The organism is Pseudomonas sp. GZD-222, from assembly GCF_049310525.1.
Classification (GTDB): domain Bacteria; phylum Pseudomonadota; class Gammaproteobacteria; order Pseudomonadales; family Pseudomonadaceae; genus Aquipseudomonas.
Window position 1 is genome coordinate 100,084 of the sequence record NZ_JBMOWO010000080.1, and the last position, 24,179, is coordinate 124,262.

15 protein-coding genes are annotated in these 24,179 nt (G+C 57.8%); 6 read left to right on the forward strand and 9 right to left on the reverse strand.

Features of this window, described 5'->3' with window-relative positions:
• The first annotated feature begins 16 nt into the window (after nucleotides 1-16).
• Both ACO6VD_RS15980 and ACO6VD_RS15985 read left to right on the forward strand, forming a co-directional pair.
• Nucleotides 17-532: a transporter substrate-binding domain-containing protein gene (locus tag ACO6VD_RS15980; RefSeq protein WP_422420441.1), complete on the forward strand. Its 516-nt coding sequence runs from the start codon at nucleotides 17-19 to the stop codon at nucleotides 530-532.
• The gene (locus ACO6VD_RS15985) at nucleotides 508-3,663 is read left to right on the forward strand and encodes a transporter substrate-binding domain-containing protein (RefSeq protein WP_422420443.1); all 3,156 of its coding nucleotides are present in this window, start codon (nucleotides 508-510) and stop codon (nucleotides 3,661-3,663) included. The genes ACO6VD_RS15980 and ACO6VD_RS15985 overlap by 25 nt, the downstream gene beginning before the upstream one ends.
• 71 nt (nucleotides 3,664-3,734) lie before the next feature.
• On the opposite strand, the gene ACO6VD_RS15990 is transcribed toward ACO6VD_RS15985, so the two are convergent.
• From ACO6VD_RS15990 to ACO6VD_RS16010, 5 genes are all read right to left on the reverse strand, one after another.
• The gene (locus ACO6VD_RS15990; RefSeq protein WP_422420643.1) at nucleotides 3,735-4,460 is read right to left on the reverse strand and encodes a tyrosine-protein phosphatase; all 726 of its coding nucleotides are present in this window, start codon (nucleotides 4,458-4,460) and stop codon (nucleotides 3,735-3,737) included.
• A complete protein-coding gene (locus ACO6VD_RS15995) occupies nucleotides 4,460-6,682 on the reverse strand; it encodes a GumC family protein (RefSeq protein ID WP_422420445.1) in 2,223 nt (740 codons plus the stop codon). Before ACO6VD_RS15995 ends, ACO6VD_RS15990 begins: the two co-directional genes overlap by 1 nt.
• Nucleotides 6,683-6,746: 64 nt before the next feature.
• Nucleotides 6,747-7,283: a polysaccharide biosynthesis/export family protein gene (locus ACO6VD_RS16000; RefSeq protein ID WP_422420447.1), complete on the reverse strand. Its 537-nt coding sequence runs from the start codon at nucleotides 7,281-7,283 to the stop codon at nucleotides 6,747-6,749.
• A 539-nt stretch (nucleotides 7,284-7,822) separates the two neighbouring features.
• Complete coding sequence (locus ACO6VD_RS16005; protein WP_422420449.1) at nucleotides 7,823-9,046, reverse strand: EAL domain-containing response regulator; 1,224 nt, start codon at nucleotides 9,044-9,046, stop codon at nucleotides 7,823-7,825.
• 388 nt (nucleotides 9,047-9,434) lie between these two features.
• Nucleotides 9,435-10,199: a hypothetical protein gene (locus ACO6VD_RS16010; RefSeq protein WP_422420451.1), complete on the reverse strand. Its 765-nt coding sequence runs from the start codon at nucleotides 10,197-10,199 to the stop codon at nucleotides 9,435-9,437.
• Between ACO6VD_RS16010 and ACO6VD_RS16015 the strand changes: the two genes are divergently transcribed.
• Together ACO6VD_RS16015 and ACO6VD_RS16020 are read left to right on the forward strand one after the other, a co-directional pair.
• Nucleotides 10,179-10,763, forward strand: a complete 585-nt coding sequence (locus ACO6VD_RS16015; protein ID WP_422420453.1) for a hypothetical protein — start codon at nucleotides 10,179-10,181, stop codon at nucleotides 10,761-10,763. The two genes, ACO6VD_RS16010 and ACO6VD_RS16015, sit on opposite strands and share 21 nt — an antisense overlap.
• 333 nt (nucleotides 10,764-11,096) lie before the next feature.
• Nucleotides 11,097-12,050 carry a hypothetical protein gene (locus ACO6VD_RS16020; RefSeq protein ID WP_422420455.1) on the forward strand — a complete coding sequence of 318 codons (954 nt, stop codon included), beginning with the start codon at nucleotides 11,097-11,099 and terminating at the stop codon, nucleotides 12,048-12,050.
• 432 nt (nucleotides 12,051-12,482) lie between these two features.
• Here ACO6VD_RS16020 and ACO6VD_RS16025 read toward each other — a convergent pair whose 3' ends face one another.
• Both ACO6VD_RS16025 and ACO6VD_RS16030 read right to left on the reverse strand, forming a co-directional pair.
• A complete protein-coding gene (locus ACO6VD_RS16025) occupies nucleotides 12,483-13,433 on the reverse strand; it encodes a sensor histidine kinase (protein WP_422420645.1) in 951 nt (316 codons plus the stop codon).
• A gap of 47 nt (nucleotides 13,434-13,480) precedes the next feature.
• Nucleotides 13,481-14,041, reverse strand: coding sequence for a YSC84-related protein (locus ACO6VD_RS16030; protein WP_422420457.1), 561 nt, complete (start codon nucleotides 14,039-14,041; stop codon nucleotides 13,481-13,483).
• Between the two features lie 155 nt (nucleotides 14,042-14,196).
• On the opposite strand from ACO6VD_RS16030, the gene ACO6VD_RS16035 reads away from it, so the two are divergent.
• Nucleotides 14,197-22,836, forward strand: coding sequence for a GH36-type glycosyl hydrolase domain-containing protein (locus tag ACO6VD_RS16035; protein ID WP_422420459.1), 8,640 nt, complete (start codon nucleotides 14,197-14,199; stop codon nucleotides 22,834-22,836).
• Here the strand turns inward: ACO6VD_RS16035 and ACO6VD_RS16040 are convergent.
• Both ACO6VD_RS16040 and ACO6VD_RS16045 read right to left on the reverse strand, forming a co-directional pair.
• Nucleotides 22,833-23,048 (reverse strand): hypothetical protein, encoded by a 216-nt coding sequence (locus ACO6VD_RS16040; protein WP_422420461.1) that lies wholly within the window; start codon nucleotides 23,046-23,048, stop codon nucleotides 22,833-22,835. The two genes, ACO6VD_RS16035 and ACO6VD_RS16040, sit on opposite strands and share 4 nt — an antisense overlap.
• A gap of 20 nt (nucleotides 23,049-23,068) precedes the next feature.
• Nucleotides 23,069-23,248, reverse strand: a complete 180-nt coding sequence (locus ACO6VD_RS16045) for a hypothetical protein (RefSeq protein WP_422420463.1) — start codon at nucleotides 23,246-23,248, stop codon at nucleotides 23,069-23,071.
• A gap of 181 nt (nucleotides 23,249-23,429) precedes the next feature.
• Between ACO6VD_RS16045 and ACO6VD_RS16050 the strand changes: the two genes are divergently transcribed.
• Complete coding sequence (locus tag ACO6VD_RS16050; RefSeq protein WP_422420465.1) at nucleotides 23,430-24,173, forward strand: Crp/Fnr family transcriptional regulator; 744 nt, start codon at nucleotides 23,430-23,432, stop codon at nucleotides 24,171-24,173.
• Nucleotides 24,174-24,179 lie beyond the last annotated feature (6 nt).

Consider the following 24,179-nt stretch of genomic DNA (forward strand, 5'->3'; position numbering starts at 1 on the left):
CGGCAAGGACAAAAGTATGAAGTACGTTTGGCTACTAATTTTTTCCTGCGCCGTATTCAACTATGCATCAGCAAACAATGACCCGGTGATACTTAAAGTTATTGGTCGTTCGGTTATTGAACCTGAGCAATTTTCGCTCAACAACAGCGACAGCCAGTGGTTAGCCCAAAAAGCCACATTACGTATCGGCATATCCGACCCTGACTACCCTCCCCTTGATATCACTACCCACACAAAAGAATTCGAAGGCATTACCGCCGACTATTCCGCGCTACTTGGGCAGCTCCTCAAGGTCCGCGTCGAGATACTCAGCTTTCCAGACCGTAGCACATTGATCGAGGCCCTCAAGCGCCGAGACATTGACCTGATCGGATCGGCCAACGCTTTTGAGGCAGTGGATCCGCAGCTTATGCTCTCGGCGCCATACATGCTCGACCAACCCACCATCATCACCCGTGTGGAAGATGATGTCGCAACTGACGATAGCCTGGCCGGCAAAAAATTGCGATGCTTTACCATTACCTGCCTTTAGCCACCGTGCAGGACTTTTACCCGCAAGCGCAGATCGTGCTCTACCCCTCCATCCTCAACGCCATCGGTGCGGTCGCATTCGGCGATGCTGACGTTTACCTGGGCGATACGGTTACTGCAAATTACCTGATTAACAAGAGTTACCTGAACACTGTTCAGATGACTGATTTCTCCCGGCTCGAAGCCAACAATTTCTCTTTTGCGCTTCTGCGCTCAAACCCGCAACTCAAACGCGTGGTCGACCAGGCGCTAGAAGCGATCCCCTCCAGCGAACGCATCGCCATTGTCCAGCGCTGGCAAGCAGGCAGTGTCAGCATTTCGGGGCGTAACACGATCAAGTTCAGTGTCGAGGAACAAGAATGGCTGACACAGCATGGCCAGGTGAAAGTCCTGTTCAACGAAGACTACTTGCCCTTCTCGTTCGTCGATGAGAACGGTCAGTCCCGGGGCTTGACGGTTGATGTGCTGAACAAGATCAGCCAGAGAACCGGCCTGCGCTTTGAAACCGGCCGAGGATCGTCGGTCAACCAAATGATTGCCGAACTCAACGCCGGCAAGTTCGATGTTGTCGCTTCGCTGACCCAAAGCCCGGACCGGGAAAAGCTGGTCAATTTCAGCCGCCCCTACCTGGCAACCCCGCTGGTACTCGTGACCCGCGCCAGAGCCGACGCCCCTCATAACCTTGAAGACCTGGCCGGCAAGAAACTGGCCGTGGTCTATGGCAACGTCAACTTGTCGCTGCTTGCACGTGAATATCCGCACGTACAGTTGGTGCCCGCCAACAACCTGAATGAAGCATTCGCCCTGGTCGCTCAAGGAAAAGCGGATGCAACCCTTGGTTCGTTGATCAGTGCGCGCTATATCATTGCCAGGACCTACCCGGACGTACTCAAGATAGCCTCGACCACCGGCACCAAAGCGGGCCAGGTCGCCTTCGCTGTCAGCAAAGATGCCCCCGAGCTATTGTCGATACTCAATAAGTCACTACTGAGCATCTCACCCGAGGAAATGGATGAGATCACCAATCGCTGGCGCCGCGCGGTTGTCGTCGAAGACAGCTATTGGACCAGACACCGTGACACGATCATTCAAGGCCTGGTTGCAGTCGCACTGCTTCTGCTGGGCATCTTCGTGTGGATCACTTCCTTGAAGCGCGAAGTGTCCAAGCGCAAACTCGCCGAGCATGCACTCAATGACAAACTCGAGTTCGAGCGCGTGTTGCTCAACGGCACCCCGCACCCGATCTATGCGAGGGATCGCGATGCGCGTTTGTTGCTGTGCAACCAAGCCTACCTGGATACTTTCAACGTCAGTGACAGCGCGCCCCTCAAGGGCACGACCGTCGAACAAAGCCTGCTATTCGATCCTGCCGAAGCCGCTGAATACCACCAAAGCTTTCTTGAGGTGATGGCCTCTGGCGAGCCAAAATTCGAAGATCGCCTGCTCAGCCTTCCCTCCGCTGAAACTCTCACGATCTATCACTGGATGCTGCCCTATCGTGCAAGCGATGGCAGCGTCAAAGGGCTGATCGGTGGCTGGCTCGATGTCAGTGAACGCCAGGACCTGATCCAGCAACTGCATGCCGCCAAGAATGACGCGGATAACGCCAGCCGGGCGAAAACGACCTTCCTTGCCACCATGAGCCATGAAATCCGTACACCTCTGAATGCGGTGATCGGGATGTTGGAGATGGCGACAAAAACCGCTGAGCAAGGCCAATTTGACCGGGCAGCCATTGATGTCGCCGCAGAAGCCGCACAAGGGTTGCTCGATCTGATCGGCGACATCCTTGATATCGCGCGTATTGAGTCCGGACAACTCAGCTTGAGCCCAAGGCAGGCAAACCTGCGCGAGCTGCTGATGTCGATCGTGCGTATTTTCGAGGGCCCGGCAACTCAGAAATCACTGCAGCTGGTCAGCCATATCGATCCCTCGCTCGACCACCTTGTACTTATCGACCCCTTGGGCTTCAAGCAAGTGCTGGCGAACCTACTGAGTAATGCAATCAAGTTCACTGCCCAAGGCTCGGTCAACCTTTCGGCAAGCGCGACCCATCATCCCGCAGAACGGACAATTAGCCTGGAAGTAAAGGTCCAGGACAGCGGCATTGGTATTTCGGTAGCCGACCAACAACGCCTGTTCAAGCCTTTCTCCCAGGTCAAGAGCGCTCAACAGCCTTCTACCAACGGCTCGGGGCTTGGTCTGGTAATCAGCCGAACATTGGTAGAAATGATGGGGGGCACACTCGAGCTGATCAGCCAGGAGGGCATGGGCACCCTGATTACGATCAGGATCGACCTGCCACTTCAGGACGCTCTCCATGCCCAAGCGTTAGCCCCGCAACAGCAGCCGCCTGAAGTGCTTCCTGCTGACTGCCAACTGAACATCCTGATTGTCGATGACTACATGGCCAACCGCATCTTGCTTACCCGGCAACTGAGCTATCTGGGCCATCAGGTCAGCGAAGCCTGCGACGGAGTCGAAGCATTAAAGCTATGGAACCAAGCCCCCTTCGACGTGATTATCACCGACTGCAACATGCCCAACATGGACGGGTATGAACTGGCACGCAACATACGCCAGCAAGAACAGCAAAGAAACGAACCCGGCTGCCTGCTGCTGGGCTTCACTGCCAACGCAGTACCTGAAGAGCGGCAAAATTGCCTGGATGCGGGAATGGATGACTGCCTGTTCAAGCCCATCAGCCTGAGCACCTTGAATAACCGATTGCTTGCCCTTTACGACGAAGATGCCGATGAGTTTGATGATGGCGAATTGTCAGGCGATCAGCTACACGCCCACTTGATGCGCTTGACCGTCGCAGATGAAACGGCGATGCATGCTCTCTGGTCGGAGCTGGAACGTAGCACCGCAGACAACCTGCTTGAACTGCAGAAATTACTCGATCAATGCGACCGCAAAGGACTGGCCAAGCTCGCCCATCAGATCAAAGGCAGTGCGCTGATTCTGCACTATGAAACGCTCAATATCAGTTGCACCAATATGGAAATCGCCTGCCGAGACAATGTGGATACTGATGCGCTGAAACTGGCGGGGGACGCAATTGCCAGCTGCATGCAAAACCTGTTGATCTTGTTGCAAGAAGGTAAAGCACCAACCACGTATCAGTAGCAGCGGGCCTGCCCCGCGAGGACACCCGGACAGCCTGCGCATTCGCAGGCCTGCCCCTTCTTATCGCCCGACTATGCAAAAAGCCTCTGCGCTATTTGCCACGGCGTATCAAGCACCAGGGCTTGGGCCCTGCGATCACCAATAAGCTGTGCCGCACACTGATGCGCTTGAGCGAGCACAGCAGGACGGTGCCGCACGTTATGTCCATCACTTGCCAGTACCTGCACGACGCCCTGCTCCAGCAAGTCCCGGGCAACTGACTGCACCTGCTGGCCAAAGTACCCGGTCAGAGAAGCCCCGGTAACCTGCAACAAACATCCTCGCGCGACAAACGGCCTGAGCTTCGCCGGCGTTCGTATTAGCGCCTTGTTACGCTCAGGGTGCGCGATCATCGGAGCAATTCCATTCGCCAACAGCCAGTCGATCAGTTGCTCTGCGCCATACGGGATCTGGCCATGGGGAAATTCAATCAGAACCACCCGCCTACCTTCCCACTCGCCAATAAAGGGCAACGATTGCGACTCAACTGCTGCCAGCAGGTGGTCGCCAAATCGTACTTCTGCGGCAGCGGCAATGTGCAAGGCAATACCGGCCTCACACAGTGCATCTTGCATTTGGACACACGCAGCTCGAATCCCTGAAGCACTGTTGTCGTATCGTCCAGGGTGCATGTGAGGCGTGCAGACGATGGCTTTTATACCGTCAGCCACCGCCATGCGCGCCAGATCCAGCGCTGCTTCAAGGTCAGCAGGGCCATCATCCAGCCCTGGTAGCAGATGATTATGTAGGTCGATCATCAAGTCGGGCTTTCGCTATAGCTGTAGTAGTCGTAGTAACCGTCGTAACGGCCACTCTGGGAACCCGCTGCCGTCACATTCACCTGGTTGAGCACGATACCTTTGACCGGTGCATTGCCTTGCAACAACTGGCCGATCCCTTTGTGGACCAGAGGCACAGCGGTCGCATCAGACTTGATGACATACACGACAAAGTCCGCCAGTGTCGACATCAATAGTGCATCGCTGACGGCGAGGCAGGGTGGAGTATCAATGACGATGCGTTGATAGCGTTCACTCAGTTGTTCCAATAGCTGGGAAAACTGGGGAGACGCCAGCAGCTCCTGCGGGTTGGGTGGCACAGTGCCTGCTGCGATTACGTCCACCCCGTCAACCTGCCGAATACAGTCGTCCAGGGCTGCAGTGCCGGCTAGCAAGTTCGCCAACCCGGGCGTACCGATGGGCAATTGAAAGTTCTTCGCTAGCATGGGACGGCGCAAATCTGCATCGATCAGCAATACCCGCTCCATCTGCCCCAGGGCGCATGCGAGGCTCGTCGACACGGTGGTCTTGCCCTCGCCTGGCACGGATGAAGTGACCAGCAGCACTTTGTGCGGGTGCTTGAGACCGCTAAGTACAATACCGGTACGCATCGTCCGGACAGACTCGCTGAATCGCCGATCCAGGTCCCGGCTGTAGAGTTGCCACAACTCGCAGCCAAGCTTTGTGGATAACCGCGGAGCAACACCGAGTACCGGGATGTTCAACTGCTCTTCGACCTGATCCACACTTTTGAAGGTGTTGTTCAATGCCTCGAACAACAGTGTCAGCATGGCCCCCAGGATGAGGCAAACCATAGCAGCGAGTGTGACGACCAGGACTTTACGTTGGCCCACTGGTATCGTCGGTACGATCGCCGGGTCGACAATACGAACGCTGACGATGTCCAGGTCGGAAGTGGCCGCAGTTTCTTTCAAACGATTGCCAAAGGCGTTATACAGTGAGCGGTTGGCGTCCACCTCACTCTTCAGTTCACGCAGTTTGAACTCTTTGCGCGAGATGTTCTGGAGCTGTGACTTGATGCGGTTGAATGACGCTTGCAGGGACTTCTGGTTGGCAACCGCAAGCTGGTAGTTACGCTCGATCCCAGCCACTACCTGGACGATCTGCCCACGCAGGCTTGCAGAGGCCGCATTCAACTCAGAACGCGCTGCTTCCATCTGCGGATGTTGTCCGCCATAGCGCTTGGAACGCTCCTCAACTTTGGCCCGGGCCTTGGTCTCTTCTGCCTTTAGTTGCTGGACCTGTGGATGGCCAAGCACCGCCGGAATAGCTGCCAGCTTCTCCCAGTTGCCACGATTGGGCTGGATCTGGCGATACTGGCTTTCCGCTTCAGCAAGTTGAAGCCGGGCATCGATCAAGCGGTCACCGGTTCGCGCCAGCTCCGCCGCACTGATCGTCGACACACCACCGACATCGACCAGATTTTCCGCTTCCCGATAACGCTGCAGGCGCTCCTCCGAAACCTTGAGCTGCTCGCGCAGGCTCACCAACCGGCCATTCATCCAGGTGCTTGCCCCGGCTGAGACTTCCACCGCCGCCTCCATTTGGCTCTCGATCAATCCTTTGGCCAACGCATTGGCAGCTTTTGCTGCCATATGCGGGTCGCCCATTTCGACCTGCACCTTGACCAGTGTGCTTTTGCCCTGGGGTATAACCTTGATACGGGTCATAAATGCCCGGGTCACTTCATCAAAACGAAGTGCCGCTAGCGCCTCAGGTGTAGCTGGGTCAAGCGCTGTGCTGCCCGGAGTATGCCGGCGAATGTCGAGTACGCCGACGACTTTCTTCAGCAAGTCAACTGGCCCCTCCTGCTCCCTGGCGGAAAACTCGGGATGGGCGACCAGGTTCAGTTGACGCACCACGCGTTCGGCCAACGCCCTGGACTTGAAGAGTTCGAGCTGGGTGGGCAGGTGCTCGCTGCCTGCGGTATCCCTGCCGTAAGCATGTTCGATCGTTCCAACCGATGAAGGTTTACCCTCGATTAGAACGGTTGTCTCAGCCCTATAGATCGGTGGAACCGTCAATTGGAAAAGGCCCACCAACAGGCTGACCAGCATCGAAAAACCAAGAATTGCCCACTTGCGTCGCCAGAGAATCGCCCAGAGTTTGAGTAGGTCGATCTCATCAGACCCTTCTACACCGTGGGGACTCGGCTTGCGTGAAATAAGGTTACCCTGCATATAAAACGTACCCTGAAAAGTGCCCAACACTGAGCACTGAAACTCACGCCGTTACCGTGATCGATTAGAAGAAACCCCGAGCAATCGTGACGGCGTCACCCGGCAGTAGTGGTGAGTCGAACGTGCCTTTTTGCGTTTGCGTGATTGAGCCCTGATCTCGAACGATGGTGATTCGACTTTCAGCGCCACGTTCGGTCAGACCACCGGCGAGGGCGACAGCACGCTTGAGTGTCAACCCAGGTTCATAGGGATACACTCCTGGGCTGCGTACTTCGCCGCTGATAAAAAACTGCCGGTAACGCGGCACGCTGACCGAAACCCTCGGGTCAACCAGATAGTCACCACGCAACCTGTCGGTGATCAATTGCTCGATCTGTGCGGCGGTCTTGCCCTGTACATTAAGTTCACCAATAAAGGGATAGCTAAAACCGCCCGCATCAGTTAACCGCAGTTGATTGAAGCTCAGCTCTTTTTCACCGACAACATCAATGCGTATAACATCCCCCGCAGACAATGTGTATTGGCCAATTCCTTGCGCCAACGTCAAGCTGCAGGTGCATAGCAGCCCCGCCAGTACATAAAAAACCATCGACGGCTTCATAAACTTAAACACTCTTGGAGGACTAACCGTTGACGAGTACCAATATTACTTACTCACTCTGAAAGTCTTCAGGTGATGGTTGTACAACTGCTCAACGCGACCAGATGCATCCGATAGCTCCAGGGCTGTTCAAGCACTGAGCGCGTAAGCTCTCCCTCACCCAAGCACGGTACCCATAGGCATTGAGGGATAATGCAGGTGAAAACAATGGGTCCCAAGAAAACTCGCCACCGCTATCGATAACCCGAGCGCTATCTTCAAAGTACCCTGCAACGTTGTGCGGAGGTGCAACTACCAGCTCTTCTACTAAATTGATTTTCTGTGACTCAGTCGCCCAGACTTCGGCACACAGAAACACATTACACAAAAGCAATGTCATTACTTTGTTTTGCACAATAAAAGCCCTCTAGAATCTGCTGAACTACTGAACATTTGAGGAAGTTTATAATTCTAAGCGAGGAGAATTATGTGTTCAGTTTCCAAGGGTGCCGTGCTTGTGTCTGCAAGAAAAATCCTAAGCCGCACGAGTGGTGCTTGGATTAATGATGGGTGCGCTCCTCGATCCAGCACACCAGGTCGGCCTCGCTCATCGGCCGCGCAATGAAGTAACCCTGTACGGTCGGCTCTCCCAATGCCTGCAAGGCTCGATAATCACATTCTGTTTCCACGCCTTCGACCACCACGTTCAAGTCCATTCTTTGCGCCATGATCAGAGCCCCGGCCACCACCGATGCCTTGCGTCCATCGTCGCCAATCCCACGCACGAACTCAGCAGGAATTTTTAGCTCGGAAAATGGCAGTTGCAGCAAACGCTGAATGTTCGATGCGCCAGTACCAAAGTCATCGATAGACAGATGGCAGCCCTGCATGCGCAAGCGCAACAGACCCTCCAGGTGTGTTGTGGAAGCCTGCAGCGACGGGCTTTCGACAATCTCCAAGGTGAGCATATTGGCTGGAATACCGAAGCGCACCAACAGCGCCAATACCTGTCGAGCAAAATCATCTCGCTCGATCATCGATGGTGGAATATTGACCGAGACAGGCAAACACGCACCACGCTCGCGCAGCATTCGCGCGGACAACGTCAACGCCAGCTCCAACATCCGCCAGGTTAACGGCTCAATCAGCCCGGCATTCTCCACGGCGCCCATGAACTGACCGGGCGACATCATCCCATGAATCGGATGCTGCCAACGGACTAACGCTTCGACACCTGACAATTGCCCCTCAAGACTGACTTTGGGCTGGTAATAGGCGACCCATTGCTCAAACGCCCCCGTGTCACCGATGCGCTGGCCAGGAGCAAGCTGATGTAGCTCTTCCAGTGAAAACTGCTGTGATATCTGCTTCGGTGGCACTGATTGAATACTTCGCGCAACCAAATCCTGATAGGTCTCCAGCAACAGACACAAGGCATCGGGCGACATGGGTTTGCGCAAACTGCCAAGCATCAGCATACCCTGTGAACGGGCGAAATGCGCCGCACCGTCAAGTATGCTTTGGTCAGTACTGCTAAGGATGATCAGTGCTCGAGCCAAGCGGTATTTGGCCAAAAAGCGAATCATGTCGAGACCATCCGGGCCGTCCATCTGCAAGTCGCATATGGCGATATCTACCCCCCCTCGATTGGCTAGCGCCTGTTGGGCGCCCTCCACACTGCTCGCCGTCAGCACATTGAAGACCTGAATGCTGTTGAGCATCTGATGCAGTGCCATCAATTGGAAAGCGTTGTCTTCAAGAATCAGAACATTCAGTGAGCGCATAGTTTTCTCTTGGGCTGAAACCGTCTCGGGGCAATCAAGGCCGTAGCTCTATAAGTTGCAAGTATGAGCGGAAGCTACAATTGCTCTTTCAGAGATACGACTATATGCGCTCTGGTCGTCCGCGGTATGCAAGAAAAATCTTAAGCTTTGAGTAGGTAATCTCCAGGCAGTTAACGTTCGTTGACGACTGGGCGATCTGATTGCCACGCTTCCCCTGAGTGATTAACTTTGAACGACTTATGAACGTCCAACATCGCCCACTTGTTAAACGAAAGGTCATGTCATAGATGTTCATGAGCTATCTAAGCCACTGATTCGACAAATCCGTTTCTGGCGTCCACTCTCTCGACGGGCCATGTCCTTCGTGTTCATGGCGAGTCACTGAGCCCTATGCCGACGCGTTGCGCCGTTTGGTCAGTTGCTCCCGCCAGGCAACGAGGCCTTCCAGATCCTTACGAGGCTCGGGTGCCTCAGGGATGAGCATCGGGATTTCAGTTGATTGGCTGTGCTCGTAGCAGTTGTATTTCGTCATCAGCTCATGGATCAAGCGACAGTCTTCCAAACCGATGCCCTGGATTGCCCTAAGTCGGTCATCCGTCTGGATGCCGCGGCGATGCCGGAGCACTATCTTGTTGAGCAGATCCTTCTCAACTGATCGCTCCACAAGCTTACGGAGCTCACTGCAGATACCCTGAGCCAGAGCTCGGACAGCCGATGAGACAGGACGATGACCTGCCTCGTTTGAGCCAATGCCAATATCGTGAGCGAGGAGATCCTCTTCGAGCGTTTCCGTGCCCTGCTCTTGCGCAACCAGCCGCCGCTGAAGGCTTCTGACCACATGGCTCCATAACCTGGAACTCAGTTCGATATGCCAGCCGTGATCGTGGAACCTCACGTCTCTGCGAGGTTTCTCGTTCAAGGCTTCGAGGAGTATCTGATAGGACGCCTGACCGATACATGCTGGCATGATCCTGACTGACCCATCCTTCCATGGTTTGCGCACGTGCGCCCTGCCCCAGACCTCGAGATCCAATACCCGCGCTATGAAACCCAGGCTATCGAAAAAGCAGAAGGCCATCAATATACTGGGTATTCGGCTGTTGAGCTCAACAGCACACGCATGGGGCATGGCATGGAAGACTTCATCAAGCAACACCAGGACGTTTGGGGCGACGATCCCAGCGTGCTCATGGATCAGTATGATTACCAGCCTGAGCTCACAAAAAAGCTCGATGGCCTTGACGCGACGCAGTTGACCGAGCAGACGCTGCTGGAAATCGTGTTATGGAAACTGGATCGCTATCCGCAGCTCGATACCTCACTGCTGGAAGAACTCAAGGCTGTAGGCCGCCTCAAAGCGAAGCAGCACAGGGAAGCCAAGGACGTGCTCGGCAAGCTACTCGTATCCTCAGGGATCCGCCTGCCCATGGCGTCCACCATCCTTCGATTTGTGAACCCCGATGTGTTCCAGATCATTGATGAGCGTGCCTTTCGGATGCTCTGCCCTAATCTCAAAAGCTACCCAGATAAGCCCGTCGTAAAGACAAGGCTCAGCGCCTACGTTGAGAAGTCGTCAGCGATCTATTTCGACTACCTGGACGCCATGCATGAGGTCGTTTCCGAAAAGCTGCCATTTCGCCTGGCTGACCGAATCTTGTACCAACTGGATATTGAGCGCGACAACAAGATCCGTCAGAAGAAGTCAGCTGCGAAGTGACATGATTGCCACTTCGCACGACGCGTGAGCTGTTCCATGGACTTTCTCTGCTGCCGCTCACGCAAGCGCACTGGTTCAACTCTGTAGCGACTTCGCTAATTTCTTGTAGAGCGCGGCTCAGCTGAAGGTGCGTATGCTGCGTTGCACAGTACGAACCCACAGGCGCTGGCTTTCGCACTGACGGTCGCTGCATGGATCGTCGAGAAATTTTACTGGTCCCCTTGCAGCCGATCACATGAATGCCACCGGCTGCACCGTTCGCTTCTCAGGTTGATATCACCAAGCCATTAGTGCGTAAATCCAACCACGATAACTCCCCACGCGAGATTGAGTATGGATGTGCTGCACACGCTGAAAAATACCTATGTCAAAGAACGCGAAGCTACAACTATGCGAAACCATTTCACTTTGCGCGGATTTATTTCACGCTTGTTGAATGCTGAGAAATACTGGGATGAACTGACCACCAAGGAAAGCCGTCTGCTCGATCTTGGCGCTCAAACACTGTCCGACATCATTTGCCGACACCCCAAAACCGAGGCGGAGCTGAAAACCTACCAGCTGATTCTTAAAAACATAAACGCCAAGCTGACCGAACGAGGAAATTTCCTTTTAGCTCTTGTCACGCTCATCACTGCCTTCGGTTTGACTAAAACGACCGACATATTCGATTGGAGCAATATGTCCACTGGTAACATCAAGCTACTTGCCTCCAAAGACAGCTTGATGCTGCTTACCATCGCGGGCCTAACGATCGTTTTTGCTGTGAAAGATGCGCTGCGTGTGCGCAACAGGGCAGCGATACACGAGGAGTTAATCAATGTAATCGAGAGGTATCTGCAAGGAACGCCAATCACCGTGACTCCACCCACGCCCCTGCCTATTGCCGAATCAAGCGGCGTGGAAAAGCGCATCGTTGAAACGATCTTCAACCAGAAAACCTACTCCGCTCTGTTTAAGGCAGGCACCGTGATGATCGGCCTCGCGCTAGTCGGCATGTCGCAAACCTCGCTGACGCTTTACGAAAAAGAGCTAGATGCCTACACCAGCAAATTCAAGATTGAGGCGACCACCCACCGACCGCTGCAGCAAACGGATTGCAAGTTTCTTGGGGTCCTGGAAGCCGATTGCTTTATAGCACAGCACAAGGTCAAGACTTCTGACAGTGCCGTAGATTTGCTTGGCACCGTAGTAAATACGGCATTAGGAGGAGGTTTAGGCTGTTTCTTAGCTGCGCTGGTCGTCTTCATTTGCACACCTTTCGTTCGCCAAACCATTACGAAATAAGCTGAGGGTTGCCGCAGCGCCTCGACGAGCACGTCGTTCGGACGTGCTCCCGACGGGCCATCCATCGACATGTAGATACGAAAAAAGGGACCGGAATGACAGAAGAAGCTCAAAGCAAAAGCAATGTCGATGCTGCTCAAACTATCATTTGCACACGGAAGCATTACGGACGAGCGATGACTTCCTCATGGCGATCTATCGTGAAAAGAACTCCCTCTGGATTCGCAGATTGAACGATCAGCAACAAGCTTCGACTCTCATCATTGGCTTGCTGTTGTTGATCACTACAAATATTTGGACAGGCTATGCGTCTAGCACTGAAACGCCATCCACGATGAGGTGTCTGCATGAATGCTATTGATATGTTGGTTCAAGACCAAGAGCTGGTGAAGAAGCTACTGGAATAACTGTCCTCAACGACGGAGCGACGATTCAAAGACTAGCCCCAGGCCGCGGAAAGGTTGCAATGAACGTGGTACCCGACTCAGCGCTAGAACTAACCGTAATCTCACCCTGGTGAGCTCTTACGATCTCACGAACGATAAACAGCCCCAGCCCGACACTCCGTAGCTCTGCATTGTCATGACTACCACGGATCATCGGGTCGAACAGATTGCTCAACAGCGCCGCAGGTATCGGTGTCCCGACGTTATGCACGCTAATGCTCACCGTGTCGTCCTCAATACAGGTAGACACGGCGACCGTTGAACCCTCTGCGCCATAGGCGATAGCGTTGGCCACAAGATTGCCCACTAACTGATACAGCCGATCACTGTCTGCGCAGAATTCCCCCAGGCCGCTACGCAGGTGAACCAGATCGCTCCTGGGGAATGACAGCCGGATCTCTTCAAGACAGTCAGCAACCACCTCATGGAAGCTAAGCGGCCTGCGCGCCACTGTAATCCCGCGCCCTACCTGGACCAGCGTAAAATCCAAGAGGTCAGCTACCAGTCGCTGGGCACGCTCGACTGAATGGCTGATATGGCCGAGCATCTGGATAGTCTTGGCGTCCGGATCACGACGCGACAGGATGTCAGCCGCCATTCTTATTGCCGAAAGCGGATTGCGTAAATCGTGGCTGACGATTCCAATCATCTGCTCAGCAAACAGCGCCCGGTTTTCGGCGGCCGCATGGACTGCGCGCAGCTTGCCTTGCGCAATCTCCCGGGAATGCTGGGTATTCAGGTGAAAGCTCCTGGTTTCCAGGCTCATCACTTGTTGAATGCGCATGCCAGGCAGTGCTCGCTGCGAGTAGCCCATCCTGCGGCAGAGCGTCAGGTTCGCACTTTCGATGCAGCCGTTTTCTGCCGTCAAAAGCAACCCTTGATCGGCGTCGCCACTGGGTAGCTCTACCGCGGGATCAAGTTCATTGTAATTTTGCATGACCGTGTGGCCCAAGAAGAGTTTCAAGCATCCTCTGTCTGGAGAATCTACCGTTTTATCAACGAGATCTTCGTGCCTTCGATACTGATCCCCGCCATCAGCCCTTGCTGGTCGAAGACAAAAGCATAGGCGTCATGCTTGAGCGTCGAAGTCGAAAGGTTTTTCGCTGCGCCTTGGTCCACCAGCACCACCGTCGGGCCAACGCCTATCTCCCAGCCTTTGCTGTCCTGAACATACTTCAGAGCATTATCGGTCATCAAAAACACGGCATACGCATAGGACTGGGCCCCGGCTTGCAAGCCCCAGGAGCCTGTGACCGAGTTGTAATAGCCAGCCACGTTCTTGCCCTTGTACAACACCCCTTCCCCATAGCTTCCACCAAACACCAGTCCGGCCTTGATGACCTTAGGGAAAACCAGCACGGCTTTGGCGCTGCGTGACATGTTCTCGGCCAACGGATAGGCCTTGTAGAGAATCTGCAACGCCTGCTGAGCGTCTTTGTTCAGATCGTCTGCAGTGGCGGCACTGGCGGTGTTTTGCAGTCCCACGACAAGCAGCGAAAGAGCCATCAGCGCGATGGCAAGAAAGGGCCTCAGTGACTGTTTCATGACGCACTCCGGCACCGGCGTCTGCCGGCTGACTGTAAATGACAGTTTCTAGGGTGAGGCCAAAGGTGCAACAAGTCTGTTCGCTACCGAACAGACCCCGGCGCCAGGCATCGTCAAACTGACTTTCCAGCCCGACTACGTTCAGCAAGGACACTATGGATAACCCTTGGCACCGCGCACTTGCTTCGTTTCAACGGCTGCCGACCCTCCTGCGTCGCTGGCACTCCAGACCCCGCCGGTTCGAGTACGAAAGCCTGCTGCGCTCAGAGTTGTTCAGCGCCGAACAGATGGCCGAGCATGGGACCTTCCTGGCCGGCCAACACCGGCTCAGTCCGTTGTCTGCCGCCGATACCCTCCTCGCCCGTTTGGCGGACAACGAAGCTACCCTCGCCACGACTTGTGCCGCGTTCGCCAGTGTGCTGCCCAACTCAGGCAGGGTGACGCCGGCGGCAGAATGGCTGCTGGACAATTACTACCTGGTCGAAGCGCACATCCGCATTGCCAAGACGCATTTGCCGGCCGGCTACAGCCGCGAACTACCGCGCTTGGCCAACGGTCCGTCCAGCAACTTGCCCCGCGTTTACGACATCGCCCTGGAGACCATCGCCCATGGTGATGGCCGCGTCGATGGCGAGAGCCTGAGCCGCTTCGTCGAGTCCTATCAAACGGTAACCCCACTGACCCTGGGCGAGTTGTGGGCGATTCCGATCATGTTGCGCCTGGCACTGATCGAGAACCTGCGGCGCGTCGCCGCGCGGGTCATGGCCAACTGGGGCGACCGCAACCTGGCTAACGACTGGGCCGATCGTCTGAGCGAAATCGCTGAGCGCGACGTCAAGAATGTGGTGTTGGTGGTCGCTGACATGGCCCGCTCCGAGCCGCCGATGACCGCTGGCTTCGTCGCCGAGCTGGCCAGGCGCCTTCAGGGCCAGAGTGCGACACTCAGCCAGCCACTGGCGTGGATCGAGCAGATGCTCGCCGAATCCGGGCTCAGTATCGAACGTCAAGTACAACTCGATGCGCAGCAGCAGGCGGCGGACCAGGTATCGATCAGCAACAGCATCGGTAGTCTGCGCATGCTGTCGACCAGCGACTGGCGGGAGTTCGTCGAGCGCATGAGCCATGTCGAACGGACCCTCAGCCAGGACCCGGCAGCGGTCTATCCAGCCATGGATTTTGCCAGCCGCGATCATTACCGCCATGTTGTCGAACGCCTGGCACGTCACTGCACGCACAGCGAAGCGGACATCGCCCATATCGCCATCGAGCTGGCCAGTTCCCCCGCCGCCCTGGAGGAGCCAGCAGACCATGTAGGCTTCTACCTGATCGGTCCGGGGCTGGCACTGCTGGAACAGCGCCTGACAGCAACAGTGTCGCTTGGCGAACGCTGGCAACGGCTGTTGCGCAAAGCACCCCTGACGTTCTACCTGGGGCCGGTGCTGCTGCTCTCGTTGATCTTTGCCGGGGTCTTCCTCCAGGCGATCTACGATGATGGCTGGTCCATACCCGTTCTGGCAGGGCTGGCCATACCGATACTGCTGATGACCAGCCGCCTGGCAATCGGCCTGGTCAACTGGCTGGTAACGCTGACCGTTGTGCCTTGCTTTCTGCCGCGTCTGGACTATCGGCAAGGGATTCCTGCCCAGGCCCGCAGCCTGGTTGCAATCCCTTGCCTGATGGCCAGCACCCGTGATGTCGAGGAGCTGGTTGAAGGGCTGGAGGTACGCTTTCTGGCCAACCGCGACGAGCACCTGCACTTCGCGCTCCTCAGCGATTTCATAGACGCTGCACAGGAGTCGCTGCCCGAGGATGAGGCTTTGCTGCAGCTGGCTGCCGAGCGGGTCGCAGCTTTGAACCATAAGTATTCGGCTGACGGGGCCGAACGGTTTTTCCTGTTGCATCGCCCGCGACGCTGGAACGCTGCGGAACAGGTGTGGATGGGCTACGAACGCAAACGCGGCAAGCTCGCCGAGCTCAATGCCTTGTTACGCAGCCGGGGCCAGGATCGCTTTATGCGGATCGTCGGGGATGTCGGCAAACTACGCGACGTTCAGTACGTAATCACCTTGGACACCGATACCCAGCTGCCTCGTGATGCGGCGCGGCAGTTCATCGGCGCCTTGCAACACCCGTTGAACCGCCCGCGTTCAAATGCGCAAACGGGGCGTATCAGCGCGGGTTACGCCATTTTGCAGCCGCGGGTGGGCATCAGTCTGCCCAGCGCCTCGCGCTCGGCCTATGCCCGGTTATTCGGCAGCGATGCCGGCGTCGACCCCTACACGCGTGCAGTTTCTGACGTTTATCAGGACCTGTTTCTGCAGGGCTCGTTCATTGGCAAGGGCATCTACAGCGTGGACGCGTTTGAACAGGCGCTGGACGGGTGCTTTGCCGAAAACCGCATTCTCAGTCATGACCTGATCGAGGGCTGCTATGCCCGCTCCGGGTTGCTCAGCGATGTCGAGTTGTTCGAGGAGTATCCGGCGCATTTCAGCGCAGACGTCAAACGCCGCCACCGCTGGATACGCGGCGACTGGCAATTGCTACCCTGGTTGCTGCCGTGGACGGCACCGGCGGCTGACGGGCAGACATGCCAGCGCCTGAGCGCCCTCTCGCGCTGGAAAATCTTTGACAACTTGCGCCGTAGCCTTGAGTCGGCGGCTTTTCTATCGGTGCTGCTGTGGGGCTGGCTGGCGTCATCGGCACCGTTGCTGTGGATGCTCGCGGTGCTGGTGCTGTTACTGGTCCAGCCGCTCCTGAGCTCGCTGTTGGAGCTACGCGCAAGAACGCTGGAAGTGCCCCTGCACCAGCACCTGGCGGCGGTATTGCGCAGTTCGGGCCTGCATTTTCTTCGCGCTGGCCTTTCCCTGGCGTGGTTACCGTTCGAAGCCTATTACAGCCTGGATGCGGTCGCCCGCACCCTCTGGCGTATGTTTGTCAGCAAGCGGCGGTTGCTGCAGTGGAGCCCGTCGCGCGAAGTTGAGCGCAGCAGTGTCAACGACCTGTATGGCTTGTACCGAAGCCTGTGGATTGCGCCGGCGCTTGCGCTGCTGCTAGCCGGCCTGTTGTCGTTCAAAGCGCTGGTGCTGGTGCTCGCCGCGCCGATTCTGTTGTTATGGCTGGCCAGCCCGGCACTCGCCTGGTGGCTCAGTCGCACAAGCGCTGGCGTCGATTTCAATCCTTCGACTACGGATCTGGCTTTCCTGCATCGCCTGGCGCGCCGCAACTGGGCTTTTTTCGATCAGTATCTGCGCCCCGACGATAACTGGCTGCCGCCCGATAACTTCCAGGAGGCGCCCTATGCCAGCGTCGCCCACCGTACCTCGCCGACCAACATGGGCATGGCCTTGCTCTCGCACCTGGCCGCGCAGGATTTCGGCTACCTCAGTGCCGAGCGGTTGCTTGACCGCCTTACGCTGATGCTCGACAGCATGAGCCGCCTGGCGCGCTACCAGGGCCACTTTTACAACTGGTACGACACCCAGACCCTGAAGCCACTGTCACCCTTGTACGTGTCGACCGTGGACAGCGGAAACCTGGTGGGTCTGCTGCTGACGTTGAAACCTGGCTTGCTGGCGCTGGCCGATGCACCCTTGCTCGACAGACGGCTGACACACGGACTTCTGGATGCGCTGGACGTCTGGCTGCACACCCTGAACGACGAAGGCGTGAACGCTGGCGAGGTGCAGTCGCTGTACCACGACACCTTGCAACTGCAGCAACTGCCGGCCAACTCGCCGGCTCACACAGCGCAGTTACTAGAGTTGCTGCAGCGTGCCGTCGCGGTGTCCAGTCCCGTGCCCATTGACCCCACAGCGAACAGCGAAGCAGATTACTGGCGCCAGGCCGTGCTCGCGCAGTGTCTGGATATGCAAGCCGAAGTCCTGCGCTTTGCGCTGCCATCTGGCAATGATCCTGCCCTGCAAACGCCACAGAGCTGGCGGCAGTTGGCGCAACTGGAACTCTGCGATTGGCTGGCAGCCGACCAGCCGGCTGTTGCAGCTGTCAAAGCGCTAGCCCAGGAACGTATAGCGACCTGCTCGCGCCTGGCCGGCCGGATTGCTGAAATTGCGCAGATGGACTTCAGATTCCTGTATGACACCCAGCGCGATCTATTCGTGATCGGCTACAACGCCGACGAGCATCGCCTCGATGCCGCCTGCTATGACTTGCTCGCCTCAGAGATGCGCCTGACCAACTTTGTGCTGATCGCCCTGGGCCAAGTGCCCCAGGACAGCTGGTTTGCCCTCGGCCGCTTGCTCACCAGCAATGCCGGGGTGCCGGTGCTGCTGTCCTGGTCGGGCTCGATGTTTGAGTACCTGATGCCCATGCTGGTGATGCCCAGCTATGAAGGCACCCTGCTCGATCAGACCTGCCAGGCCGCCGTCACCCGGCAGATCGATTATGGCAATCAGTTGGGTATTGCGTGGGGAGTGTCCGAGTCGGCTTATAACGCCCTCGATACCCATTTCAATTATCAGTACCGGGCCTTTGGGGTGCCGGGCCTGGGCCTGAAGCGTGGCCTGGGAGAAGACCGGGTGGTAGCCCCTTACGCCAGCGCTTTGGCCCTGATGGTGGCACCGGCTGCGGCCTGCGATAACCTGCAGCGCCTGGCGGCACAGGGCTTGGGCGGACGTTTCGGACTTTACGAGGCGGTGGACTACAGTGAAGCACGGCTGCCACCGGGACAAAGTGCGGTGATCGTGCGCTCGTTCATGGCTCATCACCAGGGCATGAGCTTCCTCGCCCTGACCTCGCTGCTGTTGGACAGGCCGATGCAGCGCCGCTTTGAATCCGATCCGCAGTTTCAGGCCAGTGTGCTGTTGCTGCAGGAGCGCGTGCCAAAAACCGCAGCGCAATACCTGCATGCCTCCGAGGCGCCGCCCAGCGACGAGGCGGTCAAGGCCAACGAAAGCCGTTTGCGCGTGTTCACAGAGCCGGATCGGCGGCGCCCGGCGGTGCAGTTACTGTCCAATGGCCGCTACCATGTGATGGTCAACAACGCTGGTGGTGGCTACAGCCGTTGCAACGACCTGGCGGTGACACGCTGGCGTGAGGATATCGCCTGCGACAACCTGGGAATATTCTGTTACCTGCGCGACGTGGCCAGCGGCGCCTACTGGTCTACCGCCCATCAACCGACTCTGCACAAGCCCAAGAGCCAGGAAGCGGTGTTTAGTGATGCCCGGGCAGAGTTCAAGGTGCGTGAGCTGGACTTCGATTGCCACACTGAGATCGTCGTATCCCCCGAAGACGACATCGAGCTGCGCCGCCTGCATCTGACCAATCATGATGACAGTCGCCGCACCCTGGAGCTGACCAGTTACGCCGAGGTGGTACTGGCGCCAGCCATCAGCGACGCGCTGCACCCGGCCTTCAGCAAGCTGTTTGTACAGACCGAACTGCTACCGGCGTTGCAGGCCATCGTGTGTAGCCGACGCCCGCGCTCGCAGCAAGAACCCGCGCCGTGGATGTGTCATCTGCTGGCCGCCCATGGTGTCGACATTGATGCCATTTCCTATGAAACCGATCGCGCCCGCTTCATCGGCCGCGGCCGTACCCTGGTCGCCCCGGCGGCGCTGGCGCCAGATCTGGTCCAGCTTAGTAACAGCGCCGGTGCGGTGCTCGACCCGATTGTCTCGATCCGTTGTCGCATCAGCCTGGAGCCCGGGCAAACGGCGACCATCGACCTGGTCACCGGTGTAGCCGGCAGCCGTGAAGCCTGCCTGCAGCAAATTGCCAAGTACCGCGACCGTCATCTGGCCGACCGGGTCTTCGACCTCGCGTGGACCCACAGCCAGGTGCTGCTGCGTCAGCTCAACGGTTCTCTGGTCGATGCGCGGCTGTTCGAGCAAATGGCCGCCTCGGTGATCTACGCCAACGCCACCCTGCGTGCTAACAGCACACTGCTGGCCAGCAACCGACGCAATCAGTCCGGCCTCTGGGGCCAGGCGATTTCCGGCGATCTGCCGATTGTGCTGGTGCAGATCAGCGACCCCGGCAATATCCAGTTGGTCAAACAAATGGTCAACGCCCATGCCTACTGGCGGCAAAAAGGTCTGGTGGTCGACCTGGTGATCTGGAACGAAGACCAGGCCGGCTACCGCCAGCAACTGCAGGAGCTGATCATGGGCGTAGTGACCTCTGGCAGCGAAGCCGGCCTGCTCGACCGCCCCGGCGGCTTGTTCGTACGCCCGGCACAGCAGTTGTCCAGCGAAGACCGCACCTTGATGCTCGCGGCGGCGCGGCTGGTGCTCAGCGACAGCCACGGCAGCCTTGCCGAACAATTGCACCGGCACCGCGCCGAACCCTCGCTGGCGGCGTTCGAACCCAGCCCCACCTACAGTGCGCCACCCAATACAATGCCCGGACAAGTACGCCAGCCGGCCCTGCAACTCGCCAATCCCTATGGCGGTTTCAGTGCCGATGGCAGCGAGTACATCATGTCCCACATCCCCGGTCGGCCAACGCCAGCGCCGTGGATCAATGTGCTGGCCAATCCGCAGTTCGGCAGCATCGTGTCGGAGGCTGGCAGTGCCTACACGTGGAGCGAGAATGCCCACGAGTTCCGACTCACGCCCTGGCACAACGACCCGGTAAGCGATCCCAGTGGTGAAGCCTTGTACCTGCGTGACGAGGACAGCGGTCAATACTGGTCACCCACCCCGCAACCCTGCCCGGGCCCGGGCACTTATCGCACCCGTCACGGCTTTGGCTACAGCGTCTTCGAATATGTCGACGACGGTTTGAGCTGCGAGCTGTGGGTTTTTGTCGCGCTGGACGCGCCGGTCAAATTCTCCCGACTCAAGGTCACCAACAGCAGCGGGCGGCCACGGCGGCTGTCGGCAACCTGCTTTGTCGAGTGGGTACTGGGCGACCTGCGCAGCAAGTCGGCCATGCACGTGGTCAGCGAAGCGGACCCTTTCAGCGGTGCCCTGTTTGCACGCAACGCCTATTCCATCGAGTTTTCCGAGCGAGTGGCGTTTCTCGACAGCGATTTGCCCTACCGCAGTATCACCTGCGACCGCAGTGAGTTCCTGGGACGCAACGGCACGTTGCATTCGCCAGCCGCCTTGCGCCGGGCGCGCTTGTCTGGCCGTACCGGTGGCGGGTTGGACCCCTGCGCAGCACTGCAGGTCGGCCTGATGCTGGAAGATGGCGAATGCCGTGAAGTGGTGTTCCGTCTAGGTGCCGAACAGGACGCTACCGCCGCCACCCGCCGTGTCCAGCAGTACCGCGGGCTAAGAGCGGCAACTGTGGAACTGGAACGGGTACGCGCACACTGGCGCCATACCCTGGACCGCGTGCGCATCGAAACGCCGGAGCCAGCGCTGGACGTCCTCACCAACGGCTGGTTGATGTACCAGGTGATTGCCTGCCGCTTCCAGGCACGCAGTGGCTTCTATCAATCGGGTGGCGCCATCGGCTTTCGTGACCAGTTGCAAGACAGCATGGCCATGCTCTACGCCGATCCTGCTAGCGCGCGTCAGCACTTGCTGGTGTGCGCCGCCCATCAGTATGCCGAAGGCGACGTGCAGCACTGGTGGCATCCACCGCTGCAGCGCGGGGTGCGCACCCGCTGCTCCGATGACCTGCTGTGGCTGCCGCTGGCCACCAGCCGTTACCTGCAGATTACCGGCGACAGCAGCGTGCTGGACGAACAGGTGAGCTATCTCGAAGGCCGTTTGCTCAATGCTGGCGAAGAGTCCTACTACGATTTGCCCGGGCGCTCGCCGTTAGTCGAGAGCCTCTACCAACATTGTCAGCGCGCCCTGGGCCAGGGGCTCAAATGCGGGCGCCATGGCTTGCCGCTGATTGGCAGTGGCGACTGGAACGACGGCATGAATCGGGTGGGTGAACAAGGGCTGGGCGAAAGTGTCTGGCTGGGATTCTTCGGCATAGAGGTACTGCAGCAATTCGCCGGTGCCGCCCAGCGCCACGGTGACAGTGAATTCGCAATGCACTGCACCCGGCAGGCGGCAAGCCTGGCCAGCAACCTCGAAACGCATGCCTGGGATGGCGGTTGGTACCGCCGCGCCTGGTTCGATGACGGCCAGCTGCTGGGCTCGGCGAGCAACGAGGAATGCCGGATCGACTCCATCGCCCAAAGCTGGGCTGTGCTGTCCCGCGCCGCCCCGGTGCAACGCAGCCGCATGGCCATGAGCGCCGTGGACCGTTACCTGGTACGCCGCGATATCGGTATTGTGCAACTACTGGATCCGCCCTTCGACAGTGGCACGCTCGACCCAGGTTACATCAAGGGCTATGTACCGGGTGTCCGCGAGAATGGCGGGCAATACAGCCACGCCGCGGTGTGGGCCAGCATGGCCTTCGCCCGTCTGGGCGACAGGGCCAAGGCCTGGGAGCTGTTGCGCCTGATCAATCCGGTTCGCCAGGGCACTGCAGGGTTGATCGACACCTATAAGGTCGAGCCCTACGTGATGGCCGCCGATGTCTATGCCGTGCCACCGCACGCAGGGCGAGGTGGCTGGAGCTGGTACACGGGTTCGGCAGGCTGGATGTACCGACTGATCGTGGAGGATCTGCTCGGACTACAGCGTACTGGCGATTCCTTGCGTATTCAGCCGCTGTTGCCGGCTGACTGGCCTGGCTACACCCTCCATTACCGCTTCGGCACTGCGTACTATCACATCGAGGTAATCAACGGCGAAGGCGACGATCTGAGGCTGAGCCTTGATGGAATAATGCTCACCGAGCCATGCCTGCAGTTGCAGGATGATGGCCAGCAACATCGGGTGATTGCCCAGTATGAGGGGTGCGCGTTACCGGTGCCTTAGGTCTGTAGCTCACTGCTGTTGAAATCCTCCAGCACCTGGGAGGCGTGGATAAGATTTTTTCCGGAGGCAAAGAAGTCCGCGTAACGGTCACGGTGCCATATCGATGCGCTACGGTGGATCAGCGTGCGGGTGTTGGCCGGGCGGCTGTCGCGCTGGATCACCCGAATCACATTACCGGTGTCCCTAGCGATGACGAAATAGTATGGGTTCATCGGCGTGTCCCAATCGTGGCTCATGGCCGTGGCCGCTCACGACGAGGTGGTTCATTGCCGCTCTGGGTGGAGCGCAGCGCCTCATTGGCCGATTGCCCGCGATTGAATACATGCTCGCCGGGAATCGGCAGGGATTGGGGGTGGCGGGCAAGCGGTTTGCCTGGCCCCTGGACCAGATTCGGGTCATTGTGTCTGTTCATGATGATCTCCAGAGCTCACCGCAACAAAGGTTACGTATCCTCTGGATCATCGTTGATCGGTGCCTGCGAGTCGGTGCGCCAGACCGCTTAGGGGGAACGATCCGTCCGACGCGATAACGTCACTACCGGCATTGGAGTAGTCTTGGGCTGTCAGCCAACTGAATCTCGCAGGGTGGTGAATATGTCTGCTGCACCTGAGCCACGCCACAACCACCTGCTGGCAGCCCTCTCCCTGCCAGCGCTGGAGCGCCTGCGACCGCACCTGGAGCTGGCGCCCCTGCCTTTGGGCAAAGTGCTCTACGAGTCCGGCGATGCCTTACGCCACGTCTACTTTCCTACCGACTCCATCGTCTCTCTGCTGTATGTCATGGAAAACGGTGCTTCAGCGGAGATCTCCGTGGTGGGCAATGAGGGGCTGATCGGCATCGCGGTGTTCATGGGCGGTGAAAGCACGCCAAGTCGCGCCATTGTGCAAAGTGCCGGATATGCCTACCGCTTGCCGGGGCAACGCCTCAAGGACGAGTTCAATCGTCATGGCGAGATGCTGCTGTTGATGTTGCGCTACACCCAGGCGCTGATCACCCAAATGGCGCAGACCGCGGTCTGCAACCGCCATCACTCCATCGACCAGCAACTGTGTCGTTGGTTGCTGTTGTCATTGGACCGTCTGCAAGGCGATCAACTGTGCATGACCCAGGAACTGATCGCCAACATGCTCGGAGTTCGCCGCGAAGGGGTAACCGACGCGGCAGGCAAGCTGCAGCGCCTGGGTGTGATCGAATACAGTCGCGGACATATCAAGGTGCTGGACAGGGCCCACCTGGAACAACTCAGTTGCGAATGCTATGCCGTTGTGAAGAAGGAAACCGAGCGTCTGCTGCCCTATTTACCCCCACGCCCCTCCTCTGGCGGACTGGCCAACTAGGTGCTC

Coding starts and splice junctions, on each gene's coding strand:
- ACO6VD_RS15980 (WP_422420441.1), top strand. CDS start 17: ATGAAGTACGTTTGGCTACTAATTTTTTCCTGCGCCGTATTCAACTAT.
- ACO6VD_RS15985 (WP_422420443.1), top strand. CDS start 508: ATGCTTTACCATTACCTGCCTTTAGCCACCGTGCAGGACTTTTACCCG.
- ACO6VD_RS15990 (WP_422420643.1), bottom strand. CDS start 4,460: ATGATCGACCTACATAATCATCTGCTACCAGGGCTGGATGATGGCCCT.
- ACO6VD_RS15995 (WP_422420445.1), bottom strand. CDS start 6,682: ATGCAGGGTAACCTTATTTCACGCAAGCCGAGTCCCCACGGTGTAGAA.
- ACO6VD_RS16000 (WP_422420447.1), bottom strand. CDS start 7,283: ATGAAGCCGTCGATGGTTTTTTATGTACTGGCGGGGCTGCTATGCACC.
- ACO6VD_RS16005 (WP_422420449.1), bottom strand. CDS start 9,046: ATGCGCTCACTGAATGTTCTGATTCTTGAAGACAACGCTTTCCAATTG.
- ACO6VD_RS16015 (WP_422420453.1), top strand. CDS start 10,179: ATGGAAGACTTCATCAAGCAACACCAGGACGTTTGGGGCGACGATCCC.
- ACO6VD_RS16020 (WP_422420455.1), top strand. CDS start 11,097: ATGGATGTGCTGCACACGCTGAAAAATACCTATGTCAAAGAACGCGAA.
- ACO6VD_RS16025 (WP_422420645.1), bottom strand. CDS start 13,433: ATGCAAAATTACAATGAACTTGATCCCGCGGTAGAGCTACCCAGTGGC.
- ACO6VD_RS16030 (WP_422420457.1), bottom strand. CDS start 14,041: ATGAAACAGTCACTGAGGCCCTTTCTTGCCATCGCGCTGATGGCTCTT.
- ACO6VD_RS16035 (WP_422420459.1), top strand. CDS start 14,197: ATGGATAACCCTTGGCACCGCGCACTTGCTTCGTTTCAACGGCTGCCG.
- ACO6VD_RS16040 (WP_422420461.1), bottom strand. CDS start 23,048: ATGAACCCATACTATTTCGTCATCGCTAGGGACACCGGTAATGTGATT.
- ACO6VD_RS16045 (WP_422420463.1), bottom strand. CDS start 23,248: ATGAACAGACACAATGACCCGAATCTGGTCCAGGGGCCAGGCAAACCG.
- ACO6VD_RS16050 (WP_422420465.1), top strand. CDS start 23,430: ATGTCTGCTGCACCTGAGCCACGCCACAACCACCTGCTGGCAGCCCTC.